Consider the following 23435-nt stretch of genomic DNA (forward strand, 5'->3'; position numbering starts at 1 on the left):
CATTTCCCCTTTCCCGCAGACCAGTTTATCACGATTCAGGCATATGACCGGCCGGAGAAAGGGCCTCCAACCGCGAAAATACGCGGAAAATGGGCCCAATCAACCCCCTTCACCCCCTTGACGGATGGGAGGATTAGTGCATCAGGTGAGCGCTCCCACAGTGGATGTGACACCGCCGAATCCTCGTTTGCCCCTCATTGCGGATAGGCTATGGGCTGAAAAAGACTTCAAATTTCTCGAGGAGTACGTGACGTGCGTTCCACTGCGATGAACCGGGCCCAGCGCGGCAAACTGGCACTGACGGCTGCTGCCCTTGGCGCCAGCCTGCTGACCGCGGGCTGCGGTTACATCACGCCCCAGCAGACCAGCCATCAGTACTCCGCCTCGGACGGCATCCGCGCGGACCTCGGTCCCCTGCAGTTGCGGAACATCCTGATTGTTTCCACCGGCGAGGACAAGCCCGGCCGCCTGATCGGCGCCGTATACAACTCCTCTTCCAAGGACGTGAAGCTCACGGTCAACGGCGCCAAGGGCTCGCAGACCGAGGTACCGGTGAAGGCCAACTCGTACACGCTCCTCAACGAGAAGTCCGACGAAGCCATCCTGAGCACCACTGGTGGCCAGCCCGGCTCCCTGGTGGACGTCAAGATCAGCGAGAACGGCACCAACGTCAGCAACACCGTCAAGGTTCCCGTCCTGGACGCTACGCTGGAGGAGTACAAGGACTACGTACCTACGCCGAGCGCTTCGGCAACGTCCCCGTCGTCCGCTTCTTCATCCGCCACCCCCTCTGCCGGCGCAACCTCCAGCGCCACGTCGAGCGCCTCCGCCCCGGCTACTGCCACCGCGACCGCCACGAGCCGCTAAGCAGGCGCCGGAACCCCGGACACAACGAAAGGGAGGAGCCCACTGGCTCCTCCCTTTTGTTATGCCTGCTGACGGAGTCCCGGTACGGCCTACGGCTCGAATTTGTACCCAAGGCCGCGGACGGTCACCAGGTAGCGGGGAGCGGACGGATCGGGTTCGATCTTGCCGCGGAGGCGCTTCACGTGGACGTCAAGGGTCTTGGTATCGCCCACGTAGTCGGAGCCCCAGACGCGGTCGATGAGCTGGCCGCGGGTCAGCACCCTGCCCGAGTTGCGCAGCAGCATCTCCAGGAGCTCGAACTCCTTCAAGGGAAGCAGGACCTGCTGGCCGTCCACGCTCACCACGTGCCGTTCGATGTCCATGCGGACCGGACCGGCCTGGACGGTTGAGGAAATCAGCTCCTCAGGCTCCCCCTGGCGCCGCAATACCGCCCGGACGCGGGCCACCAGTTCGCGGGAGGAGTAGGGCTTGGTGACGTAATCGTCAGCACCGAGTTCCAGGCCCACCACCTTGTCGATTTCCGAGTCCTTGGCGGTCAGCATGATGACGGGGACGCTTGAGCGCTGGCGGAGCTGCCGGCACACCTCAGTGCCGGAGAGGCCCGGGAGCTGCAGGTCAAGCAACACCAGGTCGGCGCCGTTGCGGTCGAATTCGGTGATGGCATCAAGGCCGTTGTCCACCACCTCCACCTCGAACCCTTCTTTGCCCAGCAAATAGGACAAGGGATCGCTGAACGACTCCTCGTCCTCGACAATCAAAATCCTGCTCAAGCGCTGGCTCCTCGATCTGTTGCGCCGGCGGCGCGGGGTAGGTGGGTAAGACTGGGTTTTTCCGGCGCCTGTGCCGGTGCTTCCGGCCCGGCCGGCGCGGCCTCGCCGTCCTGGCCTTCCATTTCGGGCAGCCGGAGGGTGAAGGTTGACCCTTGCCCGGGCTGGGACCAGAGGGTCACTTCGCCGCCGTGGTTGGACGCCACGTGCTTCACGATGCTCAGGCCCAGGCCGGTACCGCCCGTCTGGCGGGAACGGGCGGCGTCCACCCGGTAGAAGCGTTCGAACACGCGTTCCTGGTCCTCAGGGGTCAGCCCCTCGCCCTGGTCCGTCACGGAAATCGAGACTACGCCTTCCCTGGAACGTACACCGATTCCCACCCGGGTGTTGTCGGGTGAATAGCGGATGGCGTTGTCGATAAGGTTTCGCAGCGCTGTCACCAGCAGGTCCTGGTCACCGAAGACCTTGCCCTCGGTGCGGCCGCCCACCACGATGCTGATGTTCTTGCTTTCCGCGGGAAGCTGCGACCGGTCCACGGCCTCGGCGATGACGGCGTTGATGTCCACCGGGCCGCCCTGCTGGGTCACGCTGGCGCCCTGCAGGCGGGAAAGTTCGATGATGTCCTGGACCAGGGCGGCCAGGCGGGCGGATTCCTTGTGCATGCGCTTGGCGAAGCGGCGGACAGCGTCAGGATCGTCGGCGGAGGATTCGAGCGCCTCGGCCAGCAGCGAAATGGCACCCACGGGGGTTTTCAGTTCGTGGGATACGTTGGCGACGAAATCGTTGCGGATCTCTTCGGTGCGCGTGATCTCCGTCCGGTCATCGGCGAGGAGCAGGATGTATTCCTCACCCAGCATGGCCGCCCGCACCTGGACGATGATGGTTCCCTTGCCCAGCGGCCCCCTCGGGAGTTCGAGCTGCTTTTCCAGGATGACGCCGTCCCGCCGGACTCCCGCGGTCATGTCCAGGAGTTCCCTGTGGACCACGGTGTGCCCGCGGACCAGGCCGTACGCGTACGCTGCGGGGCTGGCCCGGACCACGCCGTCCACGTCGTCCAGCACCACAAAAGCCCGTCCGACGACGGCGAGCACCTCCGCTGCGCCGGGCGGCAGTGCCAGCTCCCCGGCGTCGATCTCCAGCAGCTCGCGCTGCTTCTCGCTGACCCGGTAGGCAAGCACGCCGAACGTGCCAAGCGCCAGGCCGATAAGGCCGGCAACCAGACCAATGAGCATAGGATCCACAGCTCCACTTTATGCTCTTGCCCTAAGCCCCCTGCCGACTTCCGGCCTATCCGGCCAACGGTTCAACTAACGTTCATCTGTGTGGGCATAATCGTTTACCGGGCGATGACAGAGTTGGTGGTCAGAGCGCCTAATGGCGACACGATTCCTGCTGCCCTGCAGCGGCCGGCGGGAGTTCCAAGGAAAGGACGCCTACGTGCGTAAGGTTTTTCAGGAAGAGCTCACCCAGGTCGGTGACCAGCTGGTGGAGATCTCCCGACTGGTCAGCGAAGCGATCAACAAGGCCACTACCTCGTTCCAGGTAGCGGACGTGGACCTCGCCCAGGATGTCATCGCCGCGGACGCGCGCATCGATTTCCTGCAGAACAGCCTCGATGAGCGGGCCATCGACATTCTGGCACTGCAGGGTCCTGTCGCCAGCGACCTGCGCATGATCGTCGGTTCCCTGCGGATGAGCGCGTCCCTCGAGCGGATGGGTGACCTGGCCCGCCACATCGCCCAGCTGGCCCGCCTCCGCTACCCCTCCACGGTGATTCCGGAGTCCATGACGGAGACCTTCAACCGGATGGCCGAGCTCGACCAGGAGATCGCCGACAAGCTGACCGTCCTGCTTGAAAGCCGCGACCTCGAGGTGGCCAGGGACATCCTCAAAGCCAACACGGCGATCAATGACCTGCACCTGAGCGTCTTCAAGGCCATCGCCGCGCCTGAGTGGCACGAGTCCCCCGCCACCACCGTGGACGTGGCCCTCGCCAGCCGCTACTTCGAGCGCTTCGCCGACCACGGCGTCTCCGTCGCCCAGAAGGTGACCTACCTGGTCACGGGCGCATGGCAGCCCACCGGGACAGAACACAGCTGACACCCAAGCTGCCGGAGGACGACGGCGGGCCGGTCACCTGAGGTGACCGGCCCGCCGTCGAACGGGTTTAATGTCCTATTTCTTGCCCTGGTTTGCCACTGCCAGGATGGCTTCTTCGGCAGCCTCGGGGTCCAGGTACGTTCCGCCGGGCTTGACCGGCTTGAAGTCCTCGTCCAGTTCGTACACCAGCGGGATGCCGGTGGGGATGTTCAGGCCGGCGATGGCTTCGTCGGTGATGCCGTCGAGGTGCTTGACCAGGGCACGCAGCGAGTTGCCGTGTGCGGTCACCAGGACCGTCTTGCCTGCCTTGAGGTCCTCCTTGATGTCCGATTCCCAGTAGGGCAGGAGCCGCACCAGGACATCCTTAAGGCACTCGGTGCGCGGCAGGGCATCGCCGAGTCCCGCGTAACGGGGGTCGTGCGCCTGGGAGAACTCGGAGTTGTCGTCGAGGGGCGGCGGCGGGGTGTCGTAGGAACGGCGCCATTCCATGAACTGCTCTTCGCCGTATTCGGCGAGGGTCTGCGCCTTGTCCTTGCCCTGCAGCGCGCCGTAGTGGCGTTCGTTCAGGCGCCAGTCGCGCTTGACCGGAATCCAGCCGCGGTCGGCCTTGTCCAGGGCGATGTTCGCGGTGTTGATGGCCCGCTTCAGCAGGGAGGTGTAGAGCACGTCCGGAAGGATGTTGTTCTCCACCAGCAGCTCACCGCCGCGCGCTGCTTCCGCGCGGCCCTGGTCGTTCAGGTCAACGTCCACCCAGCCGGTGAACAGGTTCTTTGCGTTCCATTCGCTGTGGCCGTGGCGCAGCAGAATCAGCTTGTAAGTCATGATTTTCATCCTAGCCGAGCAGTGTTGCCGCCCGCCCAGCGTTACAAGCCAGGCCGCGGTGGGCCCGCTTCCGCCAGGGCCAGGGATAGGGTTGTGCGGTGGTTCAAAAGGCTGAACGGGTGAACTCCCCGCAACTATCCGGCAGGACATCCGCCGCCCGGCAGGGCCGTCCGGTGGGCAACGTCACCCGCGGCACCACCAACCCCAACCGGATGCGCCGGGTGGACCGCTGGCTGGCCGGACCTCAGGCCTGGCGCCTGCGGTCGGCGGCTGACCCGCTCGTCATTGACCTGGGCTACGGCGCAACACCAGCCACCGCCGTCGAACTCCATGAAAGGCTCGCCGCTGTCCGGCCGGACGTGCGGGTCTGCGGGATCGAGATCGAACCGGAGCGCGTCCGCGCTGCGCTTCCGCTGCAGCGGCCCGGGCTGACCTTCCACCTGGGCGGCTTCGAGCTGCCCGTTCCCGGCCATCCTGTCCTGGTCCGCGCCTTCAATGTCCTGCGGCAGTACGAGGAAGCTGATGTCCGGGGCATCTGGCAGCTGGTGCAGGGCAGGTTGTCGCCGGGCGGCATATTCGTGGACGGCACGTGCGACGAGATCGGGCGGCGCGTGGCGTGGGTGACCCTCGACCGGGTCCGTCCGCTGTCGCTGAGCATCTCGGTCCGTTTCGGGAGCTTCGACCTGCCTTCGGACGTGGCCGAGCGGCTTCCCAAGGCCTTGATCCACCGCAACGTCCCTGGCGAACCTGTTCATGCCTTCATGCAGGCGATGGACCGCGCATGGCTTGGGAGCGCGCCGCTCGCCTCGTTCGGCAACAGGCAGCGCTGGGTCGGCATGTGCCGGGGCCTGCGCGAGGCCGGGTGGCCGGTGCAGGACGGGCCGGCCAGGTGGCGGCTGGGCGAGCTGACGGTGGACTGGGCGGCCGTGGAACCTGGTTACCAGGGGCCGTAGGGGCCCATGTTGCGGCTGCCGCCGCGGCCTGCGTCCTTCACTGCGGGACGGACGTCGGCCAGGTAGACGGAGGCTGCCACCACGGCGGCGAGCCCGAAGAGGCCAAGGGTGCTGATAATGCCGCCACCGGCGCCGAACAGCGAAATGATGCCCACCAGCAACGCACCGCCGGTGAGGGCAAGCCAGAACGTCTTGGTCCGCTTGCCCGTGGCTTCGAAGGCGTTGGCCCGGTGCCTGGCACAGTCCACGAACGCCCACAGTTCAAGCCCCAGGGCCACCAGGCCAAGGATAAAGAACACTGCCTGCTCTACGTACGCGATAATTATTCGACCGTCCACAAGCCCAGCCTAGCCCTCCAGCGTGTCCAGCGCCTGCTTCAGGTCAGCCCACAGGTCCTCAACATTTTCCACCCCGACGCTCAGCCGAACCAGGTTTTCGGGGACGCTGGCGGGTTCCGCCGAGTGCCGGCGCCGCCGTTCGATCAGGGATTCGACCCCGCCCAGGGAGGTGGCCGGCAGCCAAAGCTCCAACGCCTGCACCAGCTTGTCCGCGGCGTCGGCGCCGCCCAGGCCCGCCGTGGGTGCCACCTGGACACAGATAATGGAGCCAAAGCCCTGCATTTGTTCCTTGGCGCGGGCATGGCCGGGGTCGGAATCGAGCCCGGGGAACCGGATGGAATCAATGGCGGGGTGGGCGGCGAGGCGTTCCGCCAGGATCATTGCCGACTCCTGCGACCGTTCCACGCGCAGCGCGAGGGTCCGCAGACCCCGCAGTGCGAGCCACGCTTCGAAGGGACCCGCGATGGCGCCGTGGATGATGCGGTGGTGGAGCAGCGACGACCGGATGTCCGGATTGGAAGTAACCAGGGCGCCAAGGACGACGTCGGAGTGCCCGGCGAGGTACTTGGTCACCGAGTGGAGGACGACGTCGGATCCGAGTTGCAGGGGCTGCTGCACCAGTGGCGTGGAAAAGGTGTTGTCAGTGACGACGATTGCCCCGGCTGCATGGGCGGCCTCAGCGACGGCCGGCATGTCCGCTATTCCGAGCATGGGGTTGGTGGGGCTTTCCAGCCACAGCATGGCCGCGGCTTTCGCCGACGGGCCTTGCGGTGCCAGGGCATCCTTGACGGCGTCCGTGTCGGCAATGTCCACGGTCCGGAGTTCGATGAATCCTTTTTGGGCAAGTTCCGTCGCCATCACCAGGGAGCCGGAGTAGCTGTGGTTGGGCATGACCAGCACGCCGCCGGCAGGGATCAGGGACAGCGCGGAACTGACCGCCGCCAGCCCCGACGCGTAGAGCAGTCCGGGAAGGGCAGCTCCTTCAAGCTGGCCGAGGGCCTCCTCAAAGGGATCCCAGGTGGGGTTGGAATAGCGGCCATAACCCCGGTCGCCGTCACCCAGCGGACCGGTACCGAAGTAGGTGGAGGAAAGCGTGATGGGAGGATTGACCGGCTGGTCCCTTTCCCGCGGCGGACGCCCGGCCGCCACCACCACGGTCTCGGGTGAAAGGGAAGCGGCCTGGTGCTCGGAAAGACTCATGGTGAAAAGCGTACTGTTCCTGCCGGATCCGCCGGAAAGCGGTGTCGTTTTGTGGACGGCTGCCGTTCACCGGACTGCCGCCTTCGAGGTAGCTACGGATCGGGAAAAGTCGGTACCCCTCGGTAGGCTTGAGAAGTGAACAAACAGAGGGCCGGCGTATTCATCGCGTTCGAGGGTGGCGATGGTGCAGGCAAGTCCACCCAGGCCGGCCGGCTTGCGGCAGCATTGGAGTCCCTGGGCTACACCGTGCTGCGCACCCGGGAGCCCGGCGGCACCCCGGTTGGCGAGAAGCTGCGGTCGCTTGTGCTGGACCACGGCAATGGCGACATCGACGCGCACACCGAGGCCCTCATATTTGCGGCTTCCCGGGCCGCGCACGCCACCCAAGTAATCCGCCCGGCACTTGGCCGCGGTGAAATCGTCCTGACGGACCGGTACATCGACTCCTCGGTGGCCTACCAGGGTGCCGGCCGCAACCTGGGCCTGGACGCGGTGCGTTCCCTCAATGAGTGGGCCACATCGGGCCTCCAGCCCCACCTCACAGTCCTTTTGGACGTTGACCCCCAACTTGGCCGCCGCCGCCGAACTGCCGGCCAGGCAGCGGAAGACCGCCTGGAATCCGAGGCTGACGAGTTCCATACCCGGATCCGGGAGGCCTTCCTTAGCCTTGCTGCGGACCGCCCGGAGTCGTACCTGGTCCTCCCGGCCCACCTCCCGGTGGAAGACCTTGCCGCTCAGATCCTCGCCCGGGTGGAAACCCTCCTTGCCGTTCCTGCCGCCGCAGCAGCCACGGACGGCGGTGACTCATGACCGTCTGGGATGACCTCCAGGGCCAGCCCGCCGTCGTCGAACAACTGCGCCAAGCCGCCGGCGGCGAAAGCCTGACGCACGCCTGGCTGTTCACCGGTCCGCCGGGGTCCGGCCGCTCCAATGCCGCCAAGGCGTTCGCGGCCGCACTGAACTGCGACCAGGAGGACGTGGGCCAGCGTGGCTGCGGACAGTGCCAGGCCTGCCACACGATCCTGGGTGAAACGCATTCGGACGTGACCTTCGTGCGCACAGAGAAGGTCACCATCACTATTGACGAGGCCCGCGAACTGGTGGCAACCGCCGGCAACCGGCCGTCGTCCGGGCGGTGGCGGATCATCGTGGTGGAGGACGCCGACCGCATGGCCGAGCGGACCACCAACGTGCTGCTCAAGGCCATCGAGGAACCCACGCCGCGGACCGTGTGGATGCTCTGCGCGCCGTCCCCGGCCGATGTCCTGGTGACCATCCGGTCCCGCTGCCGAAGCGTTGCCCTGCGGCTGCCGCCCGCGTCGGACGTGGCAGCGCTGCTGGTCCGGCGCGACGGCGTGGACCCTGCCCTTGCGGAGCAGGCCGCCCGCGCTGCCCAAAGCCATGTGGGCATCGCCCGGAGGCTGGCCAGGGATCCGGCGGCAAGGGAACGCCGCCTGGAGACTGTCCGCTTCCCGCTGGGGCTGCGCGGCGTAACAGCGGCGGTCATGATGGCGGACAAGCTGGTCAAGATCGCCACTGCGGAGGCCAACAGCTCCAACGAGGAACGCGATGCAGCAGAGAAGGCCGCACTGCTGGCGACGCTGGGAGCACCGGAAACCGGCGCCCTCCCCCCGGCCATGCGCAGCCAGCTGAAACAGCTCGAAGACGACCAGAAGCGGCGGGCCAAGAGATCCATCACGGACTCCCTGGACCGAACCCTGACGGATTTATTGTCCTTCTACCGCGACGTCCTGATCATCCAGCTTGGGAACGCCGTGGAGTTGGTCAACGTTGAGCTGAGGAGTGAGCTGGAAGAGTTCGCAGCCCGCTCCACGCCGGAAGCCACGCTGGCCCGCATGGACGCCATTAACAAAGCCCGTGAACGCATCACCACCACCAACGTTGCCCCGCTGCTGACCATTGAGTCCATGGCTGCCAGCCTGATACAGCCCTCCAAGGAGACCCGATGACTGCCCGCCCCCTGCCCGCACGCCACAGGTCCCTGACGGTCGCTGTCCGCGCCGCCGCAGCAATGGCCGTGGCCGTTGTCCTGGCCTCCTGCAGCCTCCTTGGTGGCGACAAGAACCCGCCGGAAGCTGCCACGGCCAAGGCTGACCCCTCCATCGTGGCGTCTGCTCCCGCAGGGCTGGAAAAGTTCTACTCGCAGCAAATCGTGTGGGAGCCCTGCGAAGGGGAATTCCAGTGCGCCAAGGTGAACGTGCCCATGGATTACGCCAATCCCGGCGGCGACACCATCCAGATCGCAGCGCTCCGGGCACCCAGCACCGGTAAGAAGACCGGCAGCCTCCTGGTCAATCCCGGCGGCCCGGGCGCCTCCGGTTACGACTTTGTCAAAGACGCTGCCGGAACCCACTTTTCAGCGGCTGTCCGCAACGCCTACGACCTCGTGGGCTTCGATCCGCGTGGCGTGAAGCGCTCCGCTCCGGTCACCTGTGCCACGGACGCCGAACGCGACGCCGCCCGGGCCAAGATCTACGCGTACGAAACCGATGCCGGGCTGGCGGCGGCACTGGCTGACAGCAAGGCAATCGCTACCCAGTGCGCGTCACAAACAGGCCCCGTCCTGGGCCACATTGACACCGTCAGCGCCGCGAAGGACCTGGACGTGCTCCGCGCGGTTGTGAACGACTCCAAGCTGAACTACCTGGGGTACTCCTACGGCACGTTCCTGGGCTCCACCTACGCCTCGCTTTTCCCGGACAACGTAGGCCGGATGGTCCTCGATGGCGCCCTCGATCCGTCAATCAGCAATGAGGACCTGACCAGCGGCCAGGCCCGGGCCTTCGAAAAGGCGCTCCACAGCTACGTGGCCAGCTGCCAGAAGCAGACCAAGTGCCCCCTGGGCGGTGATGTCGACTCCGGCGTTCAGCAGATCCGGGACCTCATTGACTCCATACGGCAGACACCCCGCACGGCCAAGGACGGGCGGCTGGTCAATGCAACCCAGTTCGTCAGCGGCCTGATCACCCCGCTTTACAACGACCAAAGCTGGCCGGCCCTCACCCAAGCGCTGGAGGCCGCCGTTTCCGGGGACGTCAGCCTCATGCTCCGGCTTGCCGATATCGGTGCCGACCGGGCCCCCGACGGCTCCTATACGTCCAATTCGGCGCTCGCTTTCAATGCGGTCAACTGCCTGGACTACCCCATGGTTTCGGACGCCGCGGGCATGCGGGCGGAGGAAAAGCGGCTGGAACAGGATTCACCCACCTTGGGCTACTTCTTTGCCTACGGCGGAACCATCTGCGCAGACTGGCCGTACAAAAACGTCCGCACGCCGGCGGCGGTGGAGTACAGCGGCGACTCCCCCATCGTGGTCATCGGCACCACCGGCGACCCCGCAACCCCCGTTGAATGGGCAGCGTCACTGCGCAAGCAGCTGGGGAACGCCTCCCTGCTGACCTGGAAGGGTGAAGGACACACCGCGTACGGCCGGGCCAACAGCTGCCTGGAGGATTCCGTGGACAACTATCTGGTCAGCGGCAAGCTGCCGGCCGACAATACGGTGTGCTGAGGGTCGCAGCAGCGTCACGCCGGCCATTTTGACCGGGGCGGCGGGACTCTATTACAGTTGACTCTTGCATGAAGCGCCCGGTTCGTCCGGGGGATTTGGTGCGGTGCTTCCTTAGCTCAGTCGGTAGAGCGTTTCACTCGTAATGAAAAGGTCATCAGTTCGATTCTGATAGGAAGCTCGGGATAAACCCCGGACAACCCCTGTTTTCAGGGGTTTCCGGGGTTTTTCGCTGGTTAAGCGGGTAGTACTGCCTGAGGGCAGGGCACATGATGGGAACCCCTCCCGGCCACGATCCAAAGACAGTGCTGGCCGCCCGGAACGTGCGCCAAGCAGGCCCTGGACGTCAGTCCGCCAGGGCTATTGACGGGAGCGAGCTGCCGCTGAAACCACCACAACGCGCCGTTCTACGCCTACTTCGCACGAACCGGGGGCGTTCCCCGAAAACTGCTGCAGCGACTTTGGCGCGAACTCCACACCTGACCATCTACTCATGGTCGGCGGGCCAGTCACCGACACTGCGCAACCCGTCCCGGACCAGCCGCCGCGGCTGTGGGACATGCCCAAATGGACGCCCCGTAACCCCAGTTCCACGTACGGACCCGGACTAGAATTGGCCCGTTCGTGCGCTTCGACTCGTCGCCGACCACCCTGGTCATCAATAGAAAGTCCTCAATGACACCCCCTTCTGACCACCCGGTTCCGGCACAGGTCTCCCTGAAGCAGGACTCAAGCCTGGACCAGGCTCCCCTGGTCCGCTGGCTGCTCGCCAACCAGGTGGCCCCCGCCGGCCCGGAGGCCAAGGAAGACCATAAACCCAACGCCTGGTGGAAGGTCATGTGCCTGACCGGAGTCGACTACTTCTCCACCTTGTCCTACCTGCCCGGCATCGCCGCCCTGGCTGCCGGCGCCCTCTCCCCACTGGCCACGTTGCTGATTGTGGCCCTGACGTTGCTGGGGATGCTTCCCATGTACCGCAGGGTCGCGCAGGAAAGCCCCCACGGGCAAGGATCGGTGGCAATGTTGGAGAAGCTGCTGCCGTTCTGGCGCGGCAAGTTCTTCGTCCTGCTGCTCCTGGGCTTCGTCGCAACCTCCTGGATCATCACGATCACCCTCTCCGGCGCTGACGCGACCGTCCACCTGCTCGAGAACCCGCTCTTCCCCGAGGCCCTCAAGGGCAGCGCCGTCATCATCACCGTGATCCTGCTTCTGATCCTCGGCGGGGTGTTCCTGCTCGGCTTCAACGAAGCTGTAGGTGTGGCGATCCCCCTGGTGGCCATCTACCTGCTCCTCAATGCCGCCGTTGTGGTGGCTGGGTTCCTCCACCTGGCCGCGGATCCGTCGCTGGTCAGCGGCTGGACCGACCGGCTGTTCTCCAGCGGCGGCGGCCCGATCGGGCTGGTCAGCCCTGCCATCATCGCCTTCCCGCTGCTGGTCCTGGGCCTGTCCGGCTTCGAAACCGGCGTCTCCATGATGCCGCTGATCAAGGCCACGGGACGCACACCCGAGGAAGCGATGGCCTCCCGGGTCAAAAACACCCGCAAGCTGCTCACCACGGCCGCCCTCATCATGAGCGTCTACCTCATGTCCACGAGCTTCATCACCACGGTCATGATCCCCGCCAAGGAATTCGAGGAGGGTGGACAGGCCAACGGACGCGCCCTCGCGTTCCTCGCCCACGACCTGTTCGGAGCCGGGTTCGGTACCGTCTACGACATCTCCAGCGCCCTGATCCTCTGGTTCGCCGGCGCGTCCGCCATGGCAGGGCTGATCAACATCGTGCCGCGGTACCTGCCCGCCTACGGAATGGCACCGGAATGGGCCCGCGCGGTCCGCCCCGTGGTGTTGGTCTACACCGTCCTGAGCATCGGCATCACCATCGCGTTCCGCGCTGACGTGAACGCCCAGGCCGGCGCGTACGCCACCGGGATCCTGGCCATGATGGTCTCCGGGGCGGTCGCCGTCACGGTCTCGGCCATCCGGCGCCGGAGCAGGGCCGGGGCCGTCGGCTTCGGCATCCTGACCCTGATCCTGCTGTACGCCCTGGGCGACAACGTCCTCGAAAAACCGGACGGGATCGTCATCTCGGCGTTCTTCATCGCCGGGATCATCGCGGTCTCGCTCATCTCGCGGGTCACCCGCTCCACCGAACTGCGCGTGGACACCATTGAATTCGATGAGGCCGCCCGCCAGTTCATCACAGACTCGATTGCCTTCAACGGCGAGCTGCACATCATCGCCAACAAGAAGCAAAGCGGTGACAAGGCTGAGTACGCCGAGAAGGAGTACGAACAGCGGGGGCTGAACCCGGTTCCGGGCCCAGCCGACGTTATCTTTCTCGAGGTCGAGATCTCCGACCCGTCGGACTTCACGCACACGCTCCGGGTCGAAGGTCTTGAAGTCGAGGGCTACCGGGTGCTTAGGGTGAAGTCCCCGGCCGTGCCAAATGCCATCGCGGCGGTCCTGCTGGCGATGCGGAACTCCACCGGCGTGAAGCCGCAGTGCTATTTCGAGTGGTCCGAGGGAAGCCCGGTGGCGCACCTGATGCGTTATCTTTTCCTCGGGCAGGGTGACACCCCGCCGCTGGTGCGGGAGATCCTCCGCGAGATTGAACCCGACCAGGCGGCAAGGCCAGGCATTCACGTCGGCTGACGAGCGCGGCGCGGAGGCCAAGCCGGTGTCCGCAGGATTGAACGTGAAGGGGGCGCTCCGGCGTCCCCTACCGGCCGCCGAACCTGGTCAGCTACCTTCAGGGCCGCCCTGACAACCGCTCCTGTCCGGGCCGCCCAGGGAAGGGAACTCAGGAACGGCCTGCCCCGAACCGGGACGCCGAGCTGCCACCGCCAGGCCCGGATCCGCACTTTATTACGCCCGCCACCCCGGGTGCAGTGCGAGGTTCAGGGAACGGCAAGAAAGCCAAGGTATCCTCCCCACATGACCACCCGCTTCCAGGCTGCTGTTCCGCGCGCCGCGGCACATGCAAGCAGCTTCGGCCACCTCCTGCCGTACACCCCCGGAGGCCCGGCCCGGCGGGGCAGGACAAGCGCCCACTTCGCGGCGTTGGGGGGATCCCAGGGGTGAACCAGCACGCACCCCGGCACATGAACCAGGACGGGAAAGGACCCGCCCGCAGGACCATCCTCCTGGCAGCCGTGCTGACGTTGTCGGCCGCCGTGCCCGACCTGCAGCCGCAACCAGGGCACCCTTCCGCGGCACAGGACACGTCCGCGGACACCGCCAACGGTCCGGCGGACGGCTCCGCGCCGCTGTCGCATACCGGCTCCGACGGCGACGGGCCGGCATCCAGGACGCCTGCAGGCACCGTGCCCGCCCGGGCACAGATCATCGACACCTATGCGAAGCGCCAGGCCCACTACTGGGGCCTGGAGGCACCCGGCGTCCTGACGCGGCTGCCGCCCGGATCACAGGGCATCGCCCTCACCTTCGACTTTTGCGGCGGTCCCGGCGGCAGCGGTTACGATCAGGTGCTGATTGATACCCTGCGCCAACGGCACGTCCCGGCAACGCTGTTCCTGAATTCGCGGTGGATCACAGCCAACCCGGCCACGGCCCGTCAGCTGGCAGCGGATCCGCTCTTTGAGATCGCCAACCACGGGACGTCCCATAAGCCGTTGTCCACCGCCGGCAACACGGCCTACGGCATCCCGGGCACCAGGAACGCGGGGGAAGTCTATGACGAGGTCATACCCAACGACGGCGTCCTGGCCGGCATCACCGGTAAGCGTCCCCGGTACTTCCGCCCGGGCACCGCGTACATGGATGACATCGCCGTGGACATCCTGAACACCTTGGGCGTGAAGCCGGCAGGCTTCAGCATCAATGGCGACGGCGGCGCCACCTATCCCGCCGCCGTCGTCGCCAAAGAAGTGGGAAAGGCCCGGGCCGGAGACGTGGTCATCTGCCATGGAAACCACCCCAGCGGCGGAACGGCGGAAGGCGTGAAGCAGGCGGTGGACAAGCTGCTGGCAGCAGGAATCTCCTTCACCCATCTGCCCTGAACATGCCTCCGGAGCTCCGCCGGCCGGGTAGGTGCTGATCCATACGTTAGCGAACGCAGGACCCCGTCGATGCGCGATGGCGGGCGCCACCTTCCGGGTTTCGCCGGGAACTAATCCGGCCGGCCCACCACCACCTGGGCCGGGCTGTGGGTGACGTAGCCGTTGGCCCAGGAGAACAGCGCCCTGACTTTCTGCTGGAATCCGGGCAGCAGGGCCAGGTGGACCGCCAGCCAGGACACGAACGCCAGTGGGCCCTGCAGTTGCAGGCGGCGGCGCCCCAGCTCCGCGACCGCTGCGCCGCGTCCCACCATGGCCATATACCCCTTGTCCCAGTACCGGAAAGGCTGGCGCACACCGCCGGTAAGGTCTGCATAGATATTGCGGGCCGCCCACTTGCCTGATTGCTGCGCAACCGACCCGAGCTGCGGCAGTTTGTTTCCAGTGGCATCGGTGATGTTGGCGGAGTCCCCCAGCACGTAAACGCCGTCAAAATCAGGGACTGTCAGATCGGCCTGCACGTCCACCCTGCCGCCCTTGCCCTGTTTCAGGCCGGACCCGGTAATGATCCGGCCGGCCTGGAGGCCACCGGCCCACACCACCACCCGGCCGGGAATAACGGTGCCGTCCTTGAGGGTCACGCCGTCCGGGCGGACCTCACCAACAGGCTGGCCCATGTGCAGCTGTACGCCCAGCTTGGTCAGGCGGTCCCGCGCATACGCCTGCGACTTTTCGGAGAACGCGGCAAGGACGTTCGGAACCATATCCACCAGGTGGACATGGCACCGGGCAGCCAGCCCCGGCGAGAAGTATTTTGGCACGATGTATTTGACGTTCTCCGCCAAGGCGCCTGCAGTTTCCACACCAGTGGGACCCCCGCCCACCACGACCACGTCGGCTTCCGCCCCGGGCTCGCGGTCAGCTTCGTCCAAAACAGCAGTGATCGCGGCGCTCAGGCGCGTTGCGTCCGCCACCGAGTACAGCGGGTAGGCGTGCTCTTCGGCGCCCGGGGTGTTGAAGAAGTTCGGTACGGCCCCGGTGGCGATGACCAGGATCCTGGCCCGGTAGCTGGAGCCGTCTGCGGTGGTGACGGTGCGGTTGGCCGCATCGATAGACGTCACCTCCGCGGTGAGGACGCGGACATTGTTGACCTTGCGGAACTCCGACCGGAGCGGCCGGGTGACCGCCGAGACGCCAATCTGGGATGCAGCCACCTGGTACAGGAGCGGCTGGAACTGCTGGTAATTGTTGGCATCGAGCAACAGCACCCGGACGCCCTTGCGGCCCAACTCCTCAGCCGCCGTCTTTCCGGCGAATCCGCCGCCAACCACGATGACCTGGTATGAATCGTCCATTCGTGCAACTTACCCCTCCGGGCCGATGAGTAACAGAGTGCCGAGGCCACTGGCAGGGCGGCCGGCGTCCGGCGCCCGCCGGGACCGGACGCCGGCGGGAGCACGGCACCTAAGATGGCGGCATGGAAGACGAAGCCCTGGCGGACATTGCGGACAGGCTGTACGGCGGGACGCTGGACGACTTCGTAGCGGCCAGGACCGCCGCTGCCAAGGATGCCGGGCGGCAGGACAAGGAACTGGGGGCAGCGGTCCGCGCCCTGCCGAAACCATCCGTCGCCGCGTGGGCGCTCAACATGCTGGCACGGCACCGGCCGGACGTGCTGGCCGCGCTTCGCGGACTTGGCGAGCGCATGCGGGCAGCGCAGGTGTCACTGGATGCGCCCGCCCTGCGCGAACTGGGCCGGGAGCGCCGCACCATGCTGGCTGACGCCGTCGACGCTGCCCGGTCTGTGGCCGAGGAGCAGGGCCGCTCCATCAGCGACGCGATGGCCGCCGACGTTGAGGAGACCCTGCGGGCACTGACGGCAGACGAGCGTGCGGCGGCTGCGGTGGGCAGCGGCCGGCTGCTGAAAGTCCTGTCAGCCGACGGCATCAACGACGTCGACCTGGACGGGGCAGTGGCCCTCCCCGGGCTGCTCCCGGCCGCGCCGGCCACCCCCCGCGCAAGTGCTCCCCCGGCTCCAAAGACGAAAACGGAGGCGCAGGCAGCGGGGCCAAAGGCAACAGCGGCAAAGACACGCACGACGGCGGAGCACCACACCCAGCCAAAGCCCGCCAAGCCCCGGCTTGAGGCAGTGCGGCAGACTCCCCGGCCGGCCTCGCCGCCGGCGCTGGAAAGGGCCAGGGCCGCGCTGGCCGAGGCCCAGGCCGCTGAAGAGGAGGCCTCCCGGCTCGCGGGCGAGCTGCAGGACCGGGAGGAGCAGACACGTGCGGAAATCGCGTTACTGCAGCAGGAAACGGCTGAGCTTCGAAACCGGCTCAAGGCCGCCGAGGAAAGCCTGGACCGTTCCCGGAAGCGGCTCGCCGCCACCACCGCAGAAGCGAAACAGGCGGTCCGGGCGGCCGACAAAGCCAGCCGCACGGCCATGCTGGCACAGGAACGCGTACTCCGCCTGGCCAGCACCTGAGGGGCGCCAACTACTTGGCATGCCCTCTCGCCCCGGGCATCGGCGGGACCTACTGTGGAGCTATGGACGCCGCAGCAGCACACGCCTTTGCGATCCCGCCGGTATCGGTTCACCGTCCCACCACGGCCGTGGAAGACGCCGTCACCCTCGCGGCCGGCGTCTGGCTCCTCACGGGGACCTACGTTGACGGCTGGGCGCACAACAACCTCCGCGGCCTGGAGACGTTCTTCACACCGTGGCACGCGATCCTCTACTCAGGCTTCGCCGCCTGCGCCCTCTGGATCGGCGCTTTGACCTGGCGCCGGCACGCCCCGGGGACGAGGTGGCGGGAAGCAGTCCCTGCCGGCTATGGGGCAGCCGCCGCCGGCGTACTCCTCTTCCTTGCTTCCGGGCTGGGCGACTTCGCCTGGCATTCGGTGTTCGGCGTTGAGCAGAACATCAGCGCCCTGTTCAGCCCGTCCCACCTGGGTCTGGCTACCGGCGGCTTCCTCATTCTTGGTGCACCTTTCTCGGCAGCGTGGCACTCACCTGCCCGGCCATGGGGCCGGCAGGTGCCGGCGTTCGTGAGCGCGATGCTCGCCGGCATGGTTGCAGCTTTCATCCTGCAGGAGTTTGCGGTCTTCTCCCGCCATGGCCTCATCCAGACGTACTCCGGCCCCGCCGGGACCCAGCCGGCGGTGACGGGTCCAACGTCGTCGAGCATCATGGTCTCCTTGGCGACATTCCTGGTCTCGACGTTCGTGCTCTTCGTTCCCATCCTGTTGCTGTCGCTGCGGTGGCGGCTGCCGGCCCTGGTGCCGGCGGCGATGGTGCTGGTCCCCTCCGCAGCCCTGCAGATCATGGTGGCCCTGCGGGATGCCTGGCTGTTGCCGGCTGCCCTGGCCGGTTCACTCCTGGTAGGAGTGGTGTGGGCGGTGGCGCGGCCGGTCCCGGACAGTCCCGCGCGGCTCCTGACCGCGGCAGGCCTCTCACCTGTCGTCTTCTGGGCCCCCTATTTCGCTACTGTGGCGCTTCACGACCGGGCGCTCAGCTTCCCGCCCGAGATATGGAGCGGAACCCTCACATGGAGCGGGCTTGCAATGCTGTCCGTGGCCGCACTCGTGCTGAAGGTGCGGGCCACCGGCGCCGCAGTCCCGGATCCACGGGCCCTTTAGCCCGCCAGGTGCGCGGCCTGGCTTCAGCCGGGTTGGCAAATCCCAACAACACGCGGCGCTGCTTCCGGTGAATGTCAGACCCCGGTTGCACACTGGATTTATGGAAAACCAAGCCGTACAGGAATTTCACGTAACGTACTTCGACGCCGACTGCGGCCGGGCCCGCTCCGAGTATTTTGACACCCTCGAAGAGGCCGAGCGCTTCGCCTCCCGGCACTGCCACGGCGAAGACAGCTGGGCCGTGGTGGACGCCGTCACCGTGGAGCACGTCCGAATCGCCGCCTGACCGGTTCAGCCAAAAACCCCGCGGTCCACTGCCCAGGCCAGCCGGGGCCCAGCTCCGCCAACCAGGGTGCAAACCAGGCAGGACAGCCACGCCGGTTACGGGCGCCAGCCTCGCATTAAAGCCGTCAGCCCGCGCTGCCTGGCGGTTGCCGGCAGCACGGGCTGACGTTGGTTCGGCGGAGGTCCCCGGCCGGTTGGGCCGGCACCGCCGGTCGCGGGTTACGCGAAGTCGGAGACCGCGGGATCGGGTCCGATGCGGCCCTCGCCGCCGGCGGTGCGGTCCAGGTTGTTGATGGCTTCAACGTCCCCGGCGTCCAGGGAAACCTCGAGTGCCGCGAAGTTCTCCTTGATGCGGGACTCAGTCACGGACTTGGGGATGACCACGTTGCCGATGGCCAGGTGCCACGCAATGACCACCTGGGCGGGAGTCGCCTGGTGCTTGGCAGCGATCGACGCAACAACAGGGTCCTGCAGCAGTTCCCCGCCCTGGCCCAACGGGGACCATGCCTGGGTCAGGATGCCTTTTTCTGCTCCAAATTCCCGCAGTTCACGCTGGCTGAAGTAGGGGTGCAGTTCGATCTGGTGGATGGCCGGAACCACTCCAGTTTCATCGATCAGGCGCTGCAGGCCCTCGGCGGTGAAGTTGGAGACACCGATGGACTTGACCCGGCCGCGCTTCTGGAGTTCGATCAGCGCCTTCCACGTGTCCACGTATTTGTCCTGCTTGGGCTGCATCCAGTGGATCAGGTAGAGGTCCAGCGTTTCGAGGCCAAGCCGGTCCATGGATTCCTCGAAGGCGGCGAGGGTGGATTCGTACCCCTGATCCGCGTTCCACAGCTTGGTGGTGATGAAGATCTGTTCCGGTGACAGGCCGGAGCCGGCGATTGCACGGCCAACGCCTGCCTCGTTGCCGTAGATCTTCGCCGTGTCGATGTGCCGGAAGCCGGCTTCGAAGGCCTGGCGGACAACCTTTTCAGCCACGCCGTCCTCAACCTGCCACACACCATAGCCGAGCTGGGGGATCGTGTTTCCGTCGTTGAAAGTCAAGGTAGGTGAAGAAGTCATTTCTTCATCCTGCCAAACGTCCCCCGCTTCAGGCTCCCGTTTGGTTCGATGTCAGCCACGCGCGTAACCGCGATATTTGCGTCCCAAACCGGGAATATTTGCGCGGCACCGGTCCAGCTACTCCCCGCGAAGCTGCCTCTCGGCGTCGTTCACCTGCTGGAACACCGCCTCAGCCCGGCGCCGGACCGACACCGCACCAACCGGTACCGGCCCCACGGCGAGCCGCAGCATTGCCGCCGCCTCAGCCGTGGTGGCCAGCGAATTGCCCGCCTTGGAGAGGGACCTGTGGACGTCCGCAAGGCCGGCCGGGATGTCCAGGCCGTCACTGGGCGCACGCCGCTGCGCTTCCATGCATACCGTCCGGACACGCTGCAGGAGGCCGGCCAGTTCGTTGGCGATATCCACCAGTTCCCCGTACAGCTGGTCGTCCTCCACCCCTTCGAGCACCTGGTGGAAGCGGTCAAGTCCCCGCTGGAAGCGGTCGTGCGCGCGGCGCCACAACCCCTTGCCCAGTTCAACATCATCCTTGCGCCCCTGCCGTGCGGCGCTGAAAAAGCCCAAGCGGAGCCTACAGGTACTGCCCGGGACCGTGGTCCGGTTCGTCACGCTGGTTGGGCCGTGCCTGCGCCCCCGGCCGTGCTCCGGCCGGGGCGCGCTGCGGCTCGCCGTTTTCGCCGATGACGACGCCGGGCGCAATCATGGTGCCTGGCGGCAGCTGACGCAGCTGCAGCTGCGCGGCGGCGTGTTCGCGGGCGGCGTTCTGCGCCGCGATGGCGGTCTGGATCCCGTGGAACAAGCCCTCAAGCCAACCCACCAGCTGCGCCTGGGCGATCCGGAGCTCGGCGTCGGAAGGCGTGGCGTCGTCCGAGAAGGGCAGGTTGATCCTGTCCAGTTCTGCCACCAGCTCCGGCGCAAGCCCGTCCTCCAGCTCCTTGATGGAGCGGGCGTGGATGGCGGCCAGCCGGCCCCGCGCAGCGTCGTCAAGCGGCGCGGACTTCACCTCTTCGAGAAGCTGGCGGATCATGGTGCCGATCCGCATCACCTTGGCAGGCTCGTCCACCAGATCCTGCAGGCTGCTGCCCCTGGGCTTGCCGTCCGCGGCGGACGGAATCTGCACGGGGTCCTGGGTGTCGTCAACGGGAGTGCCTTCTACCGGGAGGTCCTCAGCTGCCTGAGTGTCGTTGGGATCGCTCATGCGTTCATACTCTCACGGCCCATCCGCCCGGAGTCCACCCGTGAACGCCTGTGGCGGGCTTGTCCGCTGCCGGCTCAATCAGCAGGCCCAATCAGCAGCACCTGCCCTGCGGGTTGTTGTCCTGGCGGTCCGTACGGTCCCGCCAAAACTCGCGTTCGCTGAGGGGCTCCTCCTGGTGCCCGGCTGCCCTGTGGTGCTCGAGGTACTTAGTGTAGGCGTCCGCGCCCATGACGCCGCCCAGGTAGCGGGCGAACCCGCGGAAGCCATTGGCCACCAAAGCCACACCGGTGCCCATCAGTGCCTGGCCCGTTCAAGCCGTGCGTCTGCGGGCACCCTGTCCCACTCGGCTGCCAACTCACGTTCGGCCGTCGTCGGCACCAGTCCGGCGGGGGCGAAGACGCGCGAGGGAACCGCCGGGTCCTCGTTGTCCGTGGTGGCAGTGCCGGCCGCCCTGTCACGGAATGCCTTGACCGTGGCCAGCACCGCCGTGGCAATCACGATGATGCTCAGCACCACGAAGATCACGGAGAGCCAGCCCTGGATGGCCGTGTTGCGGACCACAGCTTCCATGGCGGCCACGGTCTTCGCGGTACCGAACTCGGTCTTGCCGTCCGCCAGCGCCTTGCTGAAGGCGGCGTTGTTCGCGAAGTACCCCACGGCAGGGACGGGCGAGAAGATCTTCAGGTAGCTGGCGGTGATGGTGACCACGGCGGCGAAGGCCAGCGGCAGGGCAACGATCCACAGGTACTTGAAGGTGCCGCGCTTGGCGACGATGGCCAGGCATACAGCCAGCGCGATGGCGGCCAGGAGCTGGTTGGCGATGCCGAACAGCGGGAACAGGGTGTTGATGCCGCCCAGCGGATCGGTCACGCCCATCAGCAGCACGGCACCCCAGGCAGCCACCATGATGGCCGTGCAGAGCCAGGCCCCGGGCCGCCAGGAGGCTTCCTTGAACTTGGGGACGAAGTTGCCGATCGAGTCCTGCAGCATGAAACGTGCAACGCGGGTGCCGGCATCCACGGCGGTGAGGATGAAGAGTGCCTCGAACATGATGGCGAAGTGGTACCAGAACGCCATCATGGCCGTCCCGCCGATGAACTGCTGCATGATGTGCGCCAGCCCCACGGCCAGCGTGGGTGCGCCGCCGGTACGGGAGACAATGCTCTGCTCCCCAACGTTGGCGGCGGTTTCGCTGAGCAGGCCGGGGGTGATGTTGACGCCGCTCAGGCCCAGGCCGTTGACCCAGGTGGCTGCCGTTTCCACGGTGCCGCCCGTCAGCGCCGTGGGGGCATTCATGGCGAAGTAGAGGCCGCGGTCGATCGAGATGGCTGCTACCAGCGCCATGATGGCCACGAAGGATTCCATCAGCATGCCGCCGTAGCCGATGTACCGGGTCTGCCGTTCCTTCTCCACCAGTTTGGGGGTGGTGCCGGACGAGATCAGGGCGTGGAAACCGGACAGCGCACCACAGGCGATGGTCACGAACAGGAAGGGGAACAGTGCGCCGGAGAACACGGGCCCGTTCTCGCGGCCGGCGAATTCGCTGAAGGCCGGGACGGTGATTTCGGGCCGGACCACGATGATGGCCAGCGCGAGCATCACGATCACGCCGATCTTCATGAAGGTGGAGAGGTAGTCGCGCGGAGCCAGGAGCAGCCATACGGGCAGGATCGCAGCAATGAAGCCGTAAACGATCAGGCCCCAGGCGATGGTGACCTTGTCCAGGTGGAACACGGTGGCGCCCCATTGGGTCTGCGCCACAAGGCCGCCGCCGATGATGGCCGCCATCAGGAGGACGAAGCCGATGATCGAGACCTCCATGACCTTGCCGGGGCGCAGGTAACGGAGGTAGACACCCATGAACAGGGCGATGGGGATGGTCATGCCCACCGAGAACACGCCCCACGGGCTTTCGCCCAGGGCATTAACGACGACGAGCGCCAGGATGGCCACGATGATCACCATGATGAGCAGGGTGGCGATGAGGGCGGCCGTGCCGCCGATGACGCCAAGTTCCTCGCGGGCCATCTGGCCCAGCGACCGGCCGCCGCGGCGCATGGAGAAGAACATGACCAGGTAGTCCTGGACGGCCCCGGCAAGGACGACGCCGAGGATGATCCAGATGGTGCCGGGCAGGTAGCCCATCTGCGCCGCGATGACCGGCCCCACCAGCGGGCCGGCGCCGGCAATGGCGGCGAAGTGGTGGCCGAACAGGACGTTGCGGTCGGTGCGGACGTAGTCCTTGCCGTCTGCCTTGTATTCGGCAGGGGTGGCGCGCCGGTCGTCAGGCTTGGTGATGTAGCGCTCGATCACCTTCGAGTAGAAGCGGTACCCGATGAGGTAGGTGCAGACGGAGGCAAAGACGAACCAGATGGCATTGACGGTTTCCCCGCGGACGATCGCCAGCATGAACCAGGCCACCCCGCCGAGGAGGGCGATTGCTGCCCAGAGCGCGATCTTGCCTGGCGTCCACCTCCGGTCTTCGGCGTCGAGCCGTGCCTCGTCCACAGCGGGCGGGGGAAGATTCGGGTCAGTCGCCAACCCGCCCTCCGCCCGGGATCCGTTGTTCCGCTGGTCAGGCATTCCGGCCATGTCTCCTCCTTGAGAGTTTTCCCTCGTTTGCTACTGGGCACCCTACCAACGCCGATCCTGCCAAAAGGGT

At 66.5% G+C, this 23435-nt stretch carries 22 protein-coding genes and 1 tRNA gene; 12 read left to right on the plus strand and 11 right to left on the minus strand.

Translation table 11 applies throughout. The features are described 5' to 3' along the window. The first annotated feature begins 267 nt into the window (after positions 1 to 267). Positions 268 to 867, plus strand: coding sequence for a hypothetical protein (locus AC3ANU_RS18940; protein ID WP_134165864.1), 600 nt, complete (start codon positions 268 to 270; stop codon positions 865 to 867). A gap of 89 nt (positions 868 to 956) precedes the next feature. Here AC3ANU_RS18940 and AC3ANU_RS18945 read toward each other — a convergent pair whose 3' ends face one another. Further along, positions 957 to 1637, minus strand: coding sequence for a response regulator transcription factor (locus AC3ANU_RS18945; protein ID WP_026266060.1), 681 nt, complete (start codon positions 1635 to 1637; stop codon positions 957 to 959). Beyond that, positions 1634 to 2866: a sensor histidine kinase gene (locus tag AC3ANU_RS18950; RefSeq protein WP_224084464.1), complete on the minus strand. Its 1233-nt coding sequence runs from the start codon at positions 2864 to 2866 to the stop codon at positions 1634 to 1636. Before AC3ANU_RS18950 ends, AC3ANU_RS18945 begins: the two co-directional genes overlap by 4 nt. A 205-nt stretch (positions 2867 to 3071) precedes the next feature. On the opposite strand from AC3ANU_RS18950, the gene phoU reads away from it, so the two are divergent. After that, positions 3072 to 3734, plus strand: a complete 663-nt coding sequence (gene phoU / locus AC3ANU_RS18955) for a phosphate signaling complex protein PhoU (RefSeq protein WP_018771193.1) — start codon at positions 3072 to 3074, stop codon at positions 3732 to 3734. A gap of 75 nt (positions 3735 to 3809) precedes the next feature. Here the strand turns inward: phoU and AC3ANU_RS18960 are convergent, their stop codons facing one another. Next, the gene (locus tag AC3ANU_RS18960) at positions 3810 to 4556 is read right to left on the minus strand and encodes a phosphoglyceromutase (protein ID WP_488315073.1); all 747 of its coding nucleotides are present in this window, start codon (positions 4554 to 4556) and stop codon (positions 3810 to 3812) included. Positions 4557 to 4654: 98 nt separating this feature from the next. Here AC3ANU_RS18960 and AC3ANU_RS18965 point away from each other — a divergent pair, with 98 nt between their 5' ends. Beyond that, a complete protein-coding gene (locus AC3ANU_RS18965; protein WP_056389223.1) occupies positions 4655 to 5509 on the plus strand; it encodes a class I SAM-dependent methyltransferase in 855 nt (284 codons plus the stop codon). Here AC3ANU_RS18965 and AC3ANU_RS18970 read toward each other — a convergent pair. Together AC3ANU_RS18970 and AC3ANU_RS18975 are read right to left on the minus strand one after the other, a co-directional pair. Beyond that, complete coding sequence (locus tag AC3ANU_RS18970) at positions 5494 to 5847, minus strand: DUF2516 family protein (RefSeq protein WP_026266062.1); 354 nt, start codon at positions 5845 to 5847, stop codon at positions 5494 to 5496. The genes AC3ANU_RS18965 and AC3ANU_RS18970 overlap by 16 nt on opposite strands. A 9-nt stretch (positions 5848 to 5856) precedes the next feature. Beyond that, entirely contained in the window at positions 5857 to 7047 is a 1191-nt protein-coding gene (locus tag AC3ANU_RS18975) for a trans-sulfuration enzyme family protein (protein WP_018771197.1), read from the minus strand. Between the two features lie 135 nt (positions 7048 to 7182). On the opposite strand from AC3ANU_RS18975, the gene tmk reads away from it, so the two are divergent. From tmk to AC3ANU_RS19005, 6 genes are all read left to right on the plus strand, one after another. Next, positions 7183 to 7857, plus strand: coding sequence for a dTMP kinase (tmk, locus tag AC3ANU_RS18980; protein ID WP_018771198.1), 675 nt, complete (start codon positions 7183 to 7185; stop codon positions 7855 to 7857). Continuing rightward, positions 7854 to 9017: a DNA polymerase III subunit delta' gene (locus AC3ANU_RS18985; protein ID WP_056389228.1), complete on the plus strand. Its 1164-nt coding sequence runs from the start codon at positions 7854 to 7856 to the stop codon at positions 9015 to 9017. The genes tmk and AC3ANU_RS18985 overlap by 4 nt, the downstream gene beginning before the upstream one ends. Beyond that, positions 9014 to 10579 (plus strand): alpha/beta hydrolase, encoded by a 1566-nt coding sequence (locus tag AC3ANU_RS18990; protein WP_144600289.1) that lies wholly within the window; start codon positions 9014 to 9016, stop codon positions 10577 to 10579. Before AC3ANU_RS18985 ends, AC3ANU_RS18990 begins: the two co-directional genes overlap by 4 nt. Before the next feature lie 105 nt (positions 10580 to 10684). Beyond that, a tRNA-Thr gene (locus tag AC3ANU_RS18995) sits at positions 10685 to 10757 on the plus strand. Positions 10758 to 11251: 494 nt separating this feature from the next. Next, positions 11252 to 13228 (plus strand): APC family permease, encoded by a 1977-nt coding sequence (locus AC3ANU_RS19000; RefSeq protein WP_488315074.1) that lies wholly within the window; start codon positions 11252 to 11254, stop codon positions 13226 to 13228. Between the two features lie 425 nt (positions 13229 to 13653). Further along, positions 13654 to 14595, plus strand: a complete 942-nt coding sequence (locus AC3ANU_RS19005) for a polysaccharide deacetylase family protein (RefSeq protein ID WP_223993854.1) — start codon at positions 13654 to 13656, stop codon at positions 14593 to 14595. A 110-nt stretch (positions 14596 to 14705) separates the two neighbouring features. Here AC3ANU_RS19005 and AC3ANU_RS19010 read toward each other — a convergent pair whose 3' ends face one another. Beyond that, positions 14706 to 15947 (minus strand): NAD(P)/FAD-dependent oxidoreductase, encoded by a 1242-nt coding sequence (locus tag AC3ANU_RS19010; protein ID WP_018771203.1) that lies wholly within the window; start codon positions 15945 to 15947, stop codon positions 14706 to 14708. Positions 15948 to 16069: 122 nt separating this feature from the next. Here AC3ANU_RS19010 and AC3ANU_RS19015 point away from each other — a divergent pair, with 122 nt between their 5' ends. The 3 genes from AC3ANU_RS19015 (at position 16070) to AC3ANU_RS19025 (ending at position 18514) form a co-directional block, all read left to right on the plus strand. Continuing rightward, positions 16070 to 17074, plus strand: a complete 1005-nt coding sequence (locus AC3ANU_RS19015; protein ID WP_488315075.1) for a hypothetical protein — start codon at positions 16070 to 16072, stop codon at positions 17072 to 17074. Between the two features lie 62 nt (positions 17075 to 17136). Next, positions 17137 to 18228 (plus strand): hypothetical protein, encoded by a 1092-nt coding sequence (locus tag AC3ANU_RS19020; protein ID WP_488315076.1) that lies wholly within the window; start codon positions 17137 to 17139, stop codon positions 18226 to 18228. A gap of 100 nt (positions 18229 to 18328) precedes the next feature. Further along, complete coding sequence (locus AC3ANU_RS19025) at positions 18329 to 18514, plus strand: hypothetical protein (protein WP_018771206.1); 186 nt, start codon at positions 18329 to 18331, stop codon at positions 18512 to 18514. Between the two features lie 218 nt (positions 18515 to 18732). On the opposite strand, the gene AC3ANU_RS19030 is transcribed toward AC3ANU_RS19025, so the two are convergent. The 5 genes from AC3ANU_RS19030 to AC3ANU_RS19050 form a co-directional block, all read right to left on the minus strand. Next, the gene (locus AC3ANU_RS19030) at positions 18733 to 19578 is read right to left on the minus strand and encodes an aldo/keto reductase (RefSeq protein WP_026266063.1); all 846 of its coding nucleotides are present in this window, start codon (positions 19576 to 19578) and stop codon (positions 18733 to 18735) included. A gap of 117 nt (positions 19579 to 19695) precedes the next feature. After that, positions 19696 to 20139 carry a hypothetical protein gene (locus tag AC3ANU_RS19035; protein ID WP_018771208.1) on the minus strand — a complete coding sequence of 148 codons (444 nt, stop codon included), beginning with the start codon at positions 20137 to 20139 and terminating at the stop codon, positions 19696 to 19698. Between the two features lie 7 nt (positions 20140 to 20146). Further along, positions 20147 to 20773 (minus strand): bacterial proteasome activator family protein, encoded by a 627-nt coding sequence (locus AC3ANU_RS19040; protein ID WP_018771209.1) that lies wholly within the window; start codon positions 20771 to 20773, stop codon positions 20147 to 20149. 91 nt (positions 20774 to 20864) lie between these two features. After that, a complete protein-coding gene (locus AC3ANU_RS19045; RefSeq protein ID WP_018771210.1) occupies positions 20865 to 21068 on the minus strand; it encodes a YbdD/YjiX family protein in 204 nt (67 codons plus the stop codon). Beyond that, positions 21068 to 23365, minus strand: a complete 2298-nt coding sequence (locus tag AC3ANU_RS19050; RefSeq protein WP_056389249.1) for a carbon starvation CstA family protein — start codon at positions 23363 to 23365, stop codon at positions 21068 to 21070. Before AC3ANU_RS19050 ends, AC3ANU_RS19045 begins: the two co-directional genes overlap by 1 nt. Positions 23366 to 23435: the final 70 nt, after the last annotated feature.

This window comes from Arthrobacter sp. SDR-2R, assembly GCF_057747955.1.

Coding starts and splice junctions, on each gene's coding strand:
- AC3ANU_RS18940 (WP_134165864.1), top strand. CDS start 268: ATGAACCGGGCCCAGCGCGGCAAACTGGCACTGACGGCTGCTGCCCTT.
- AC3ANU_RS18950 (WP_224084464.1), bottom strand. CDS start 2,866: ATGCTCATTGGTCTGGTTGCCGGCCTTATCGGCCTGGCGCTTGGCACG.
- AC3ANU_RS18960 (WP_488315073.1), bottom strand. CDS start 4,556: ATGACTTACAAGCTGATTCTGCTGCGCCACGGCCACAGCGAATGGAAC.
- AC3ANU_RS18975 (WP_018771197.1), bottom strand. CDS start 7,047: ATGAGTCTTTCCGAGCACCAGGCCGCTTCCCTTTCACCCGAGACCGTG.
- AC3ANU_RS18985 (WP_056389228.1), top strand. CDS start 7,854: ATGACCGTCTGGGATGACCTCCAGGGCCAGCCCGCCGTCGTCGAACAA.
- AC3ANU_RS18990 (WP_144600289.1), top strand. CDS start 9,014: ATGACTGCCCGCCCCCTGCCCGCACGCCACAGGTCCCTGACGGTCGCT.
- AC3ANU_RS19000 (WP_488315074.1), top strand. CDS start 11,252: ATGACACCCCCTTCTGACCACCCGGTTCCGGCACAGGTCTCCCTGAAG.
- AC3ANU_RS19010 (WP_018771203.1), bottom strand. CDS start 15,947: ATGGACGATTCATACCAGGTCATCGTGGTTGGCGGCGGATTCGCCGGA.
- AC3ANU_RS19015 (WP_488315075.1), top strand. CDS start 16,070: ATGGAAGACGAAGCCCTGGCGGACATTGCGGACAGGCTGTACGGCGGG.
- AC3ANU_RS19020 (WP_488315076.1), top strand. CDS start 17,137: ATGGACGCCGCAGCAGCACACGCCTTTGCGATCCCGCCGGTATCGGTT.
- AC3ANU_RS19025 (WP_018771206.1), top strand. CDS start 18,329: ATGGAAAACCAAGCCGTACAGGAATTTCACGTAACGTACTTCGACGCC.
- AC3ANU_RS19030 (WP_026266063.1), bottom strand. CDS start 19,578: ATGACTTCTTCACCTACCTTGACTTTCAACGACGGAAACACGATCCCC.
- AC3ANU_RS19040 (WP_018771209.1), bottom strand. CDS start 20,773: ATGAGCGATCCCAACGACACTCAGGCAGCTGAGGACCTCCCGGTAGAA.
- AC3ANU_RS19045 (WP_018771210.1), bottom strand. CDS start 21,068: ATGGGCACCGGTGTGGCTTTGGTGGCCAATGGCTTCCGCGGGTTCGCC.
- AC3ANU_RS19050 (WP_056389249.1), bottom strand. CDS start 23,365: ATGGCCGGAATGCCTGACCAGCGGAACAACGGATCCCGGGCGGAGGGC.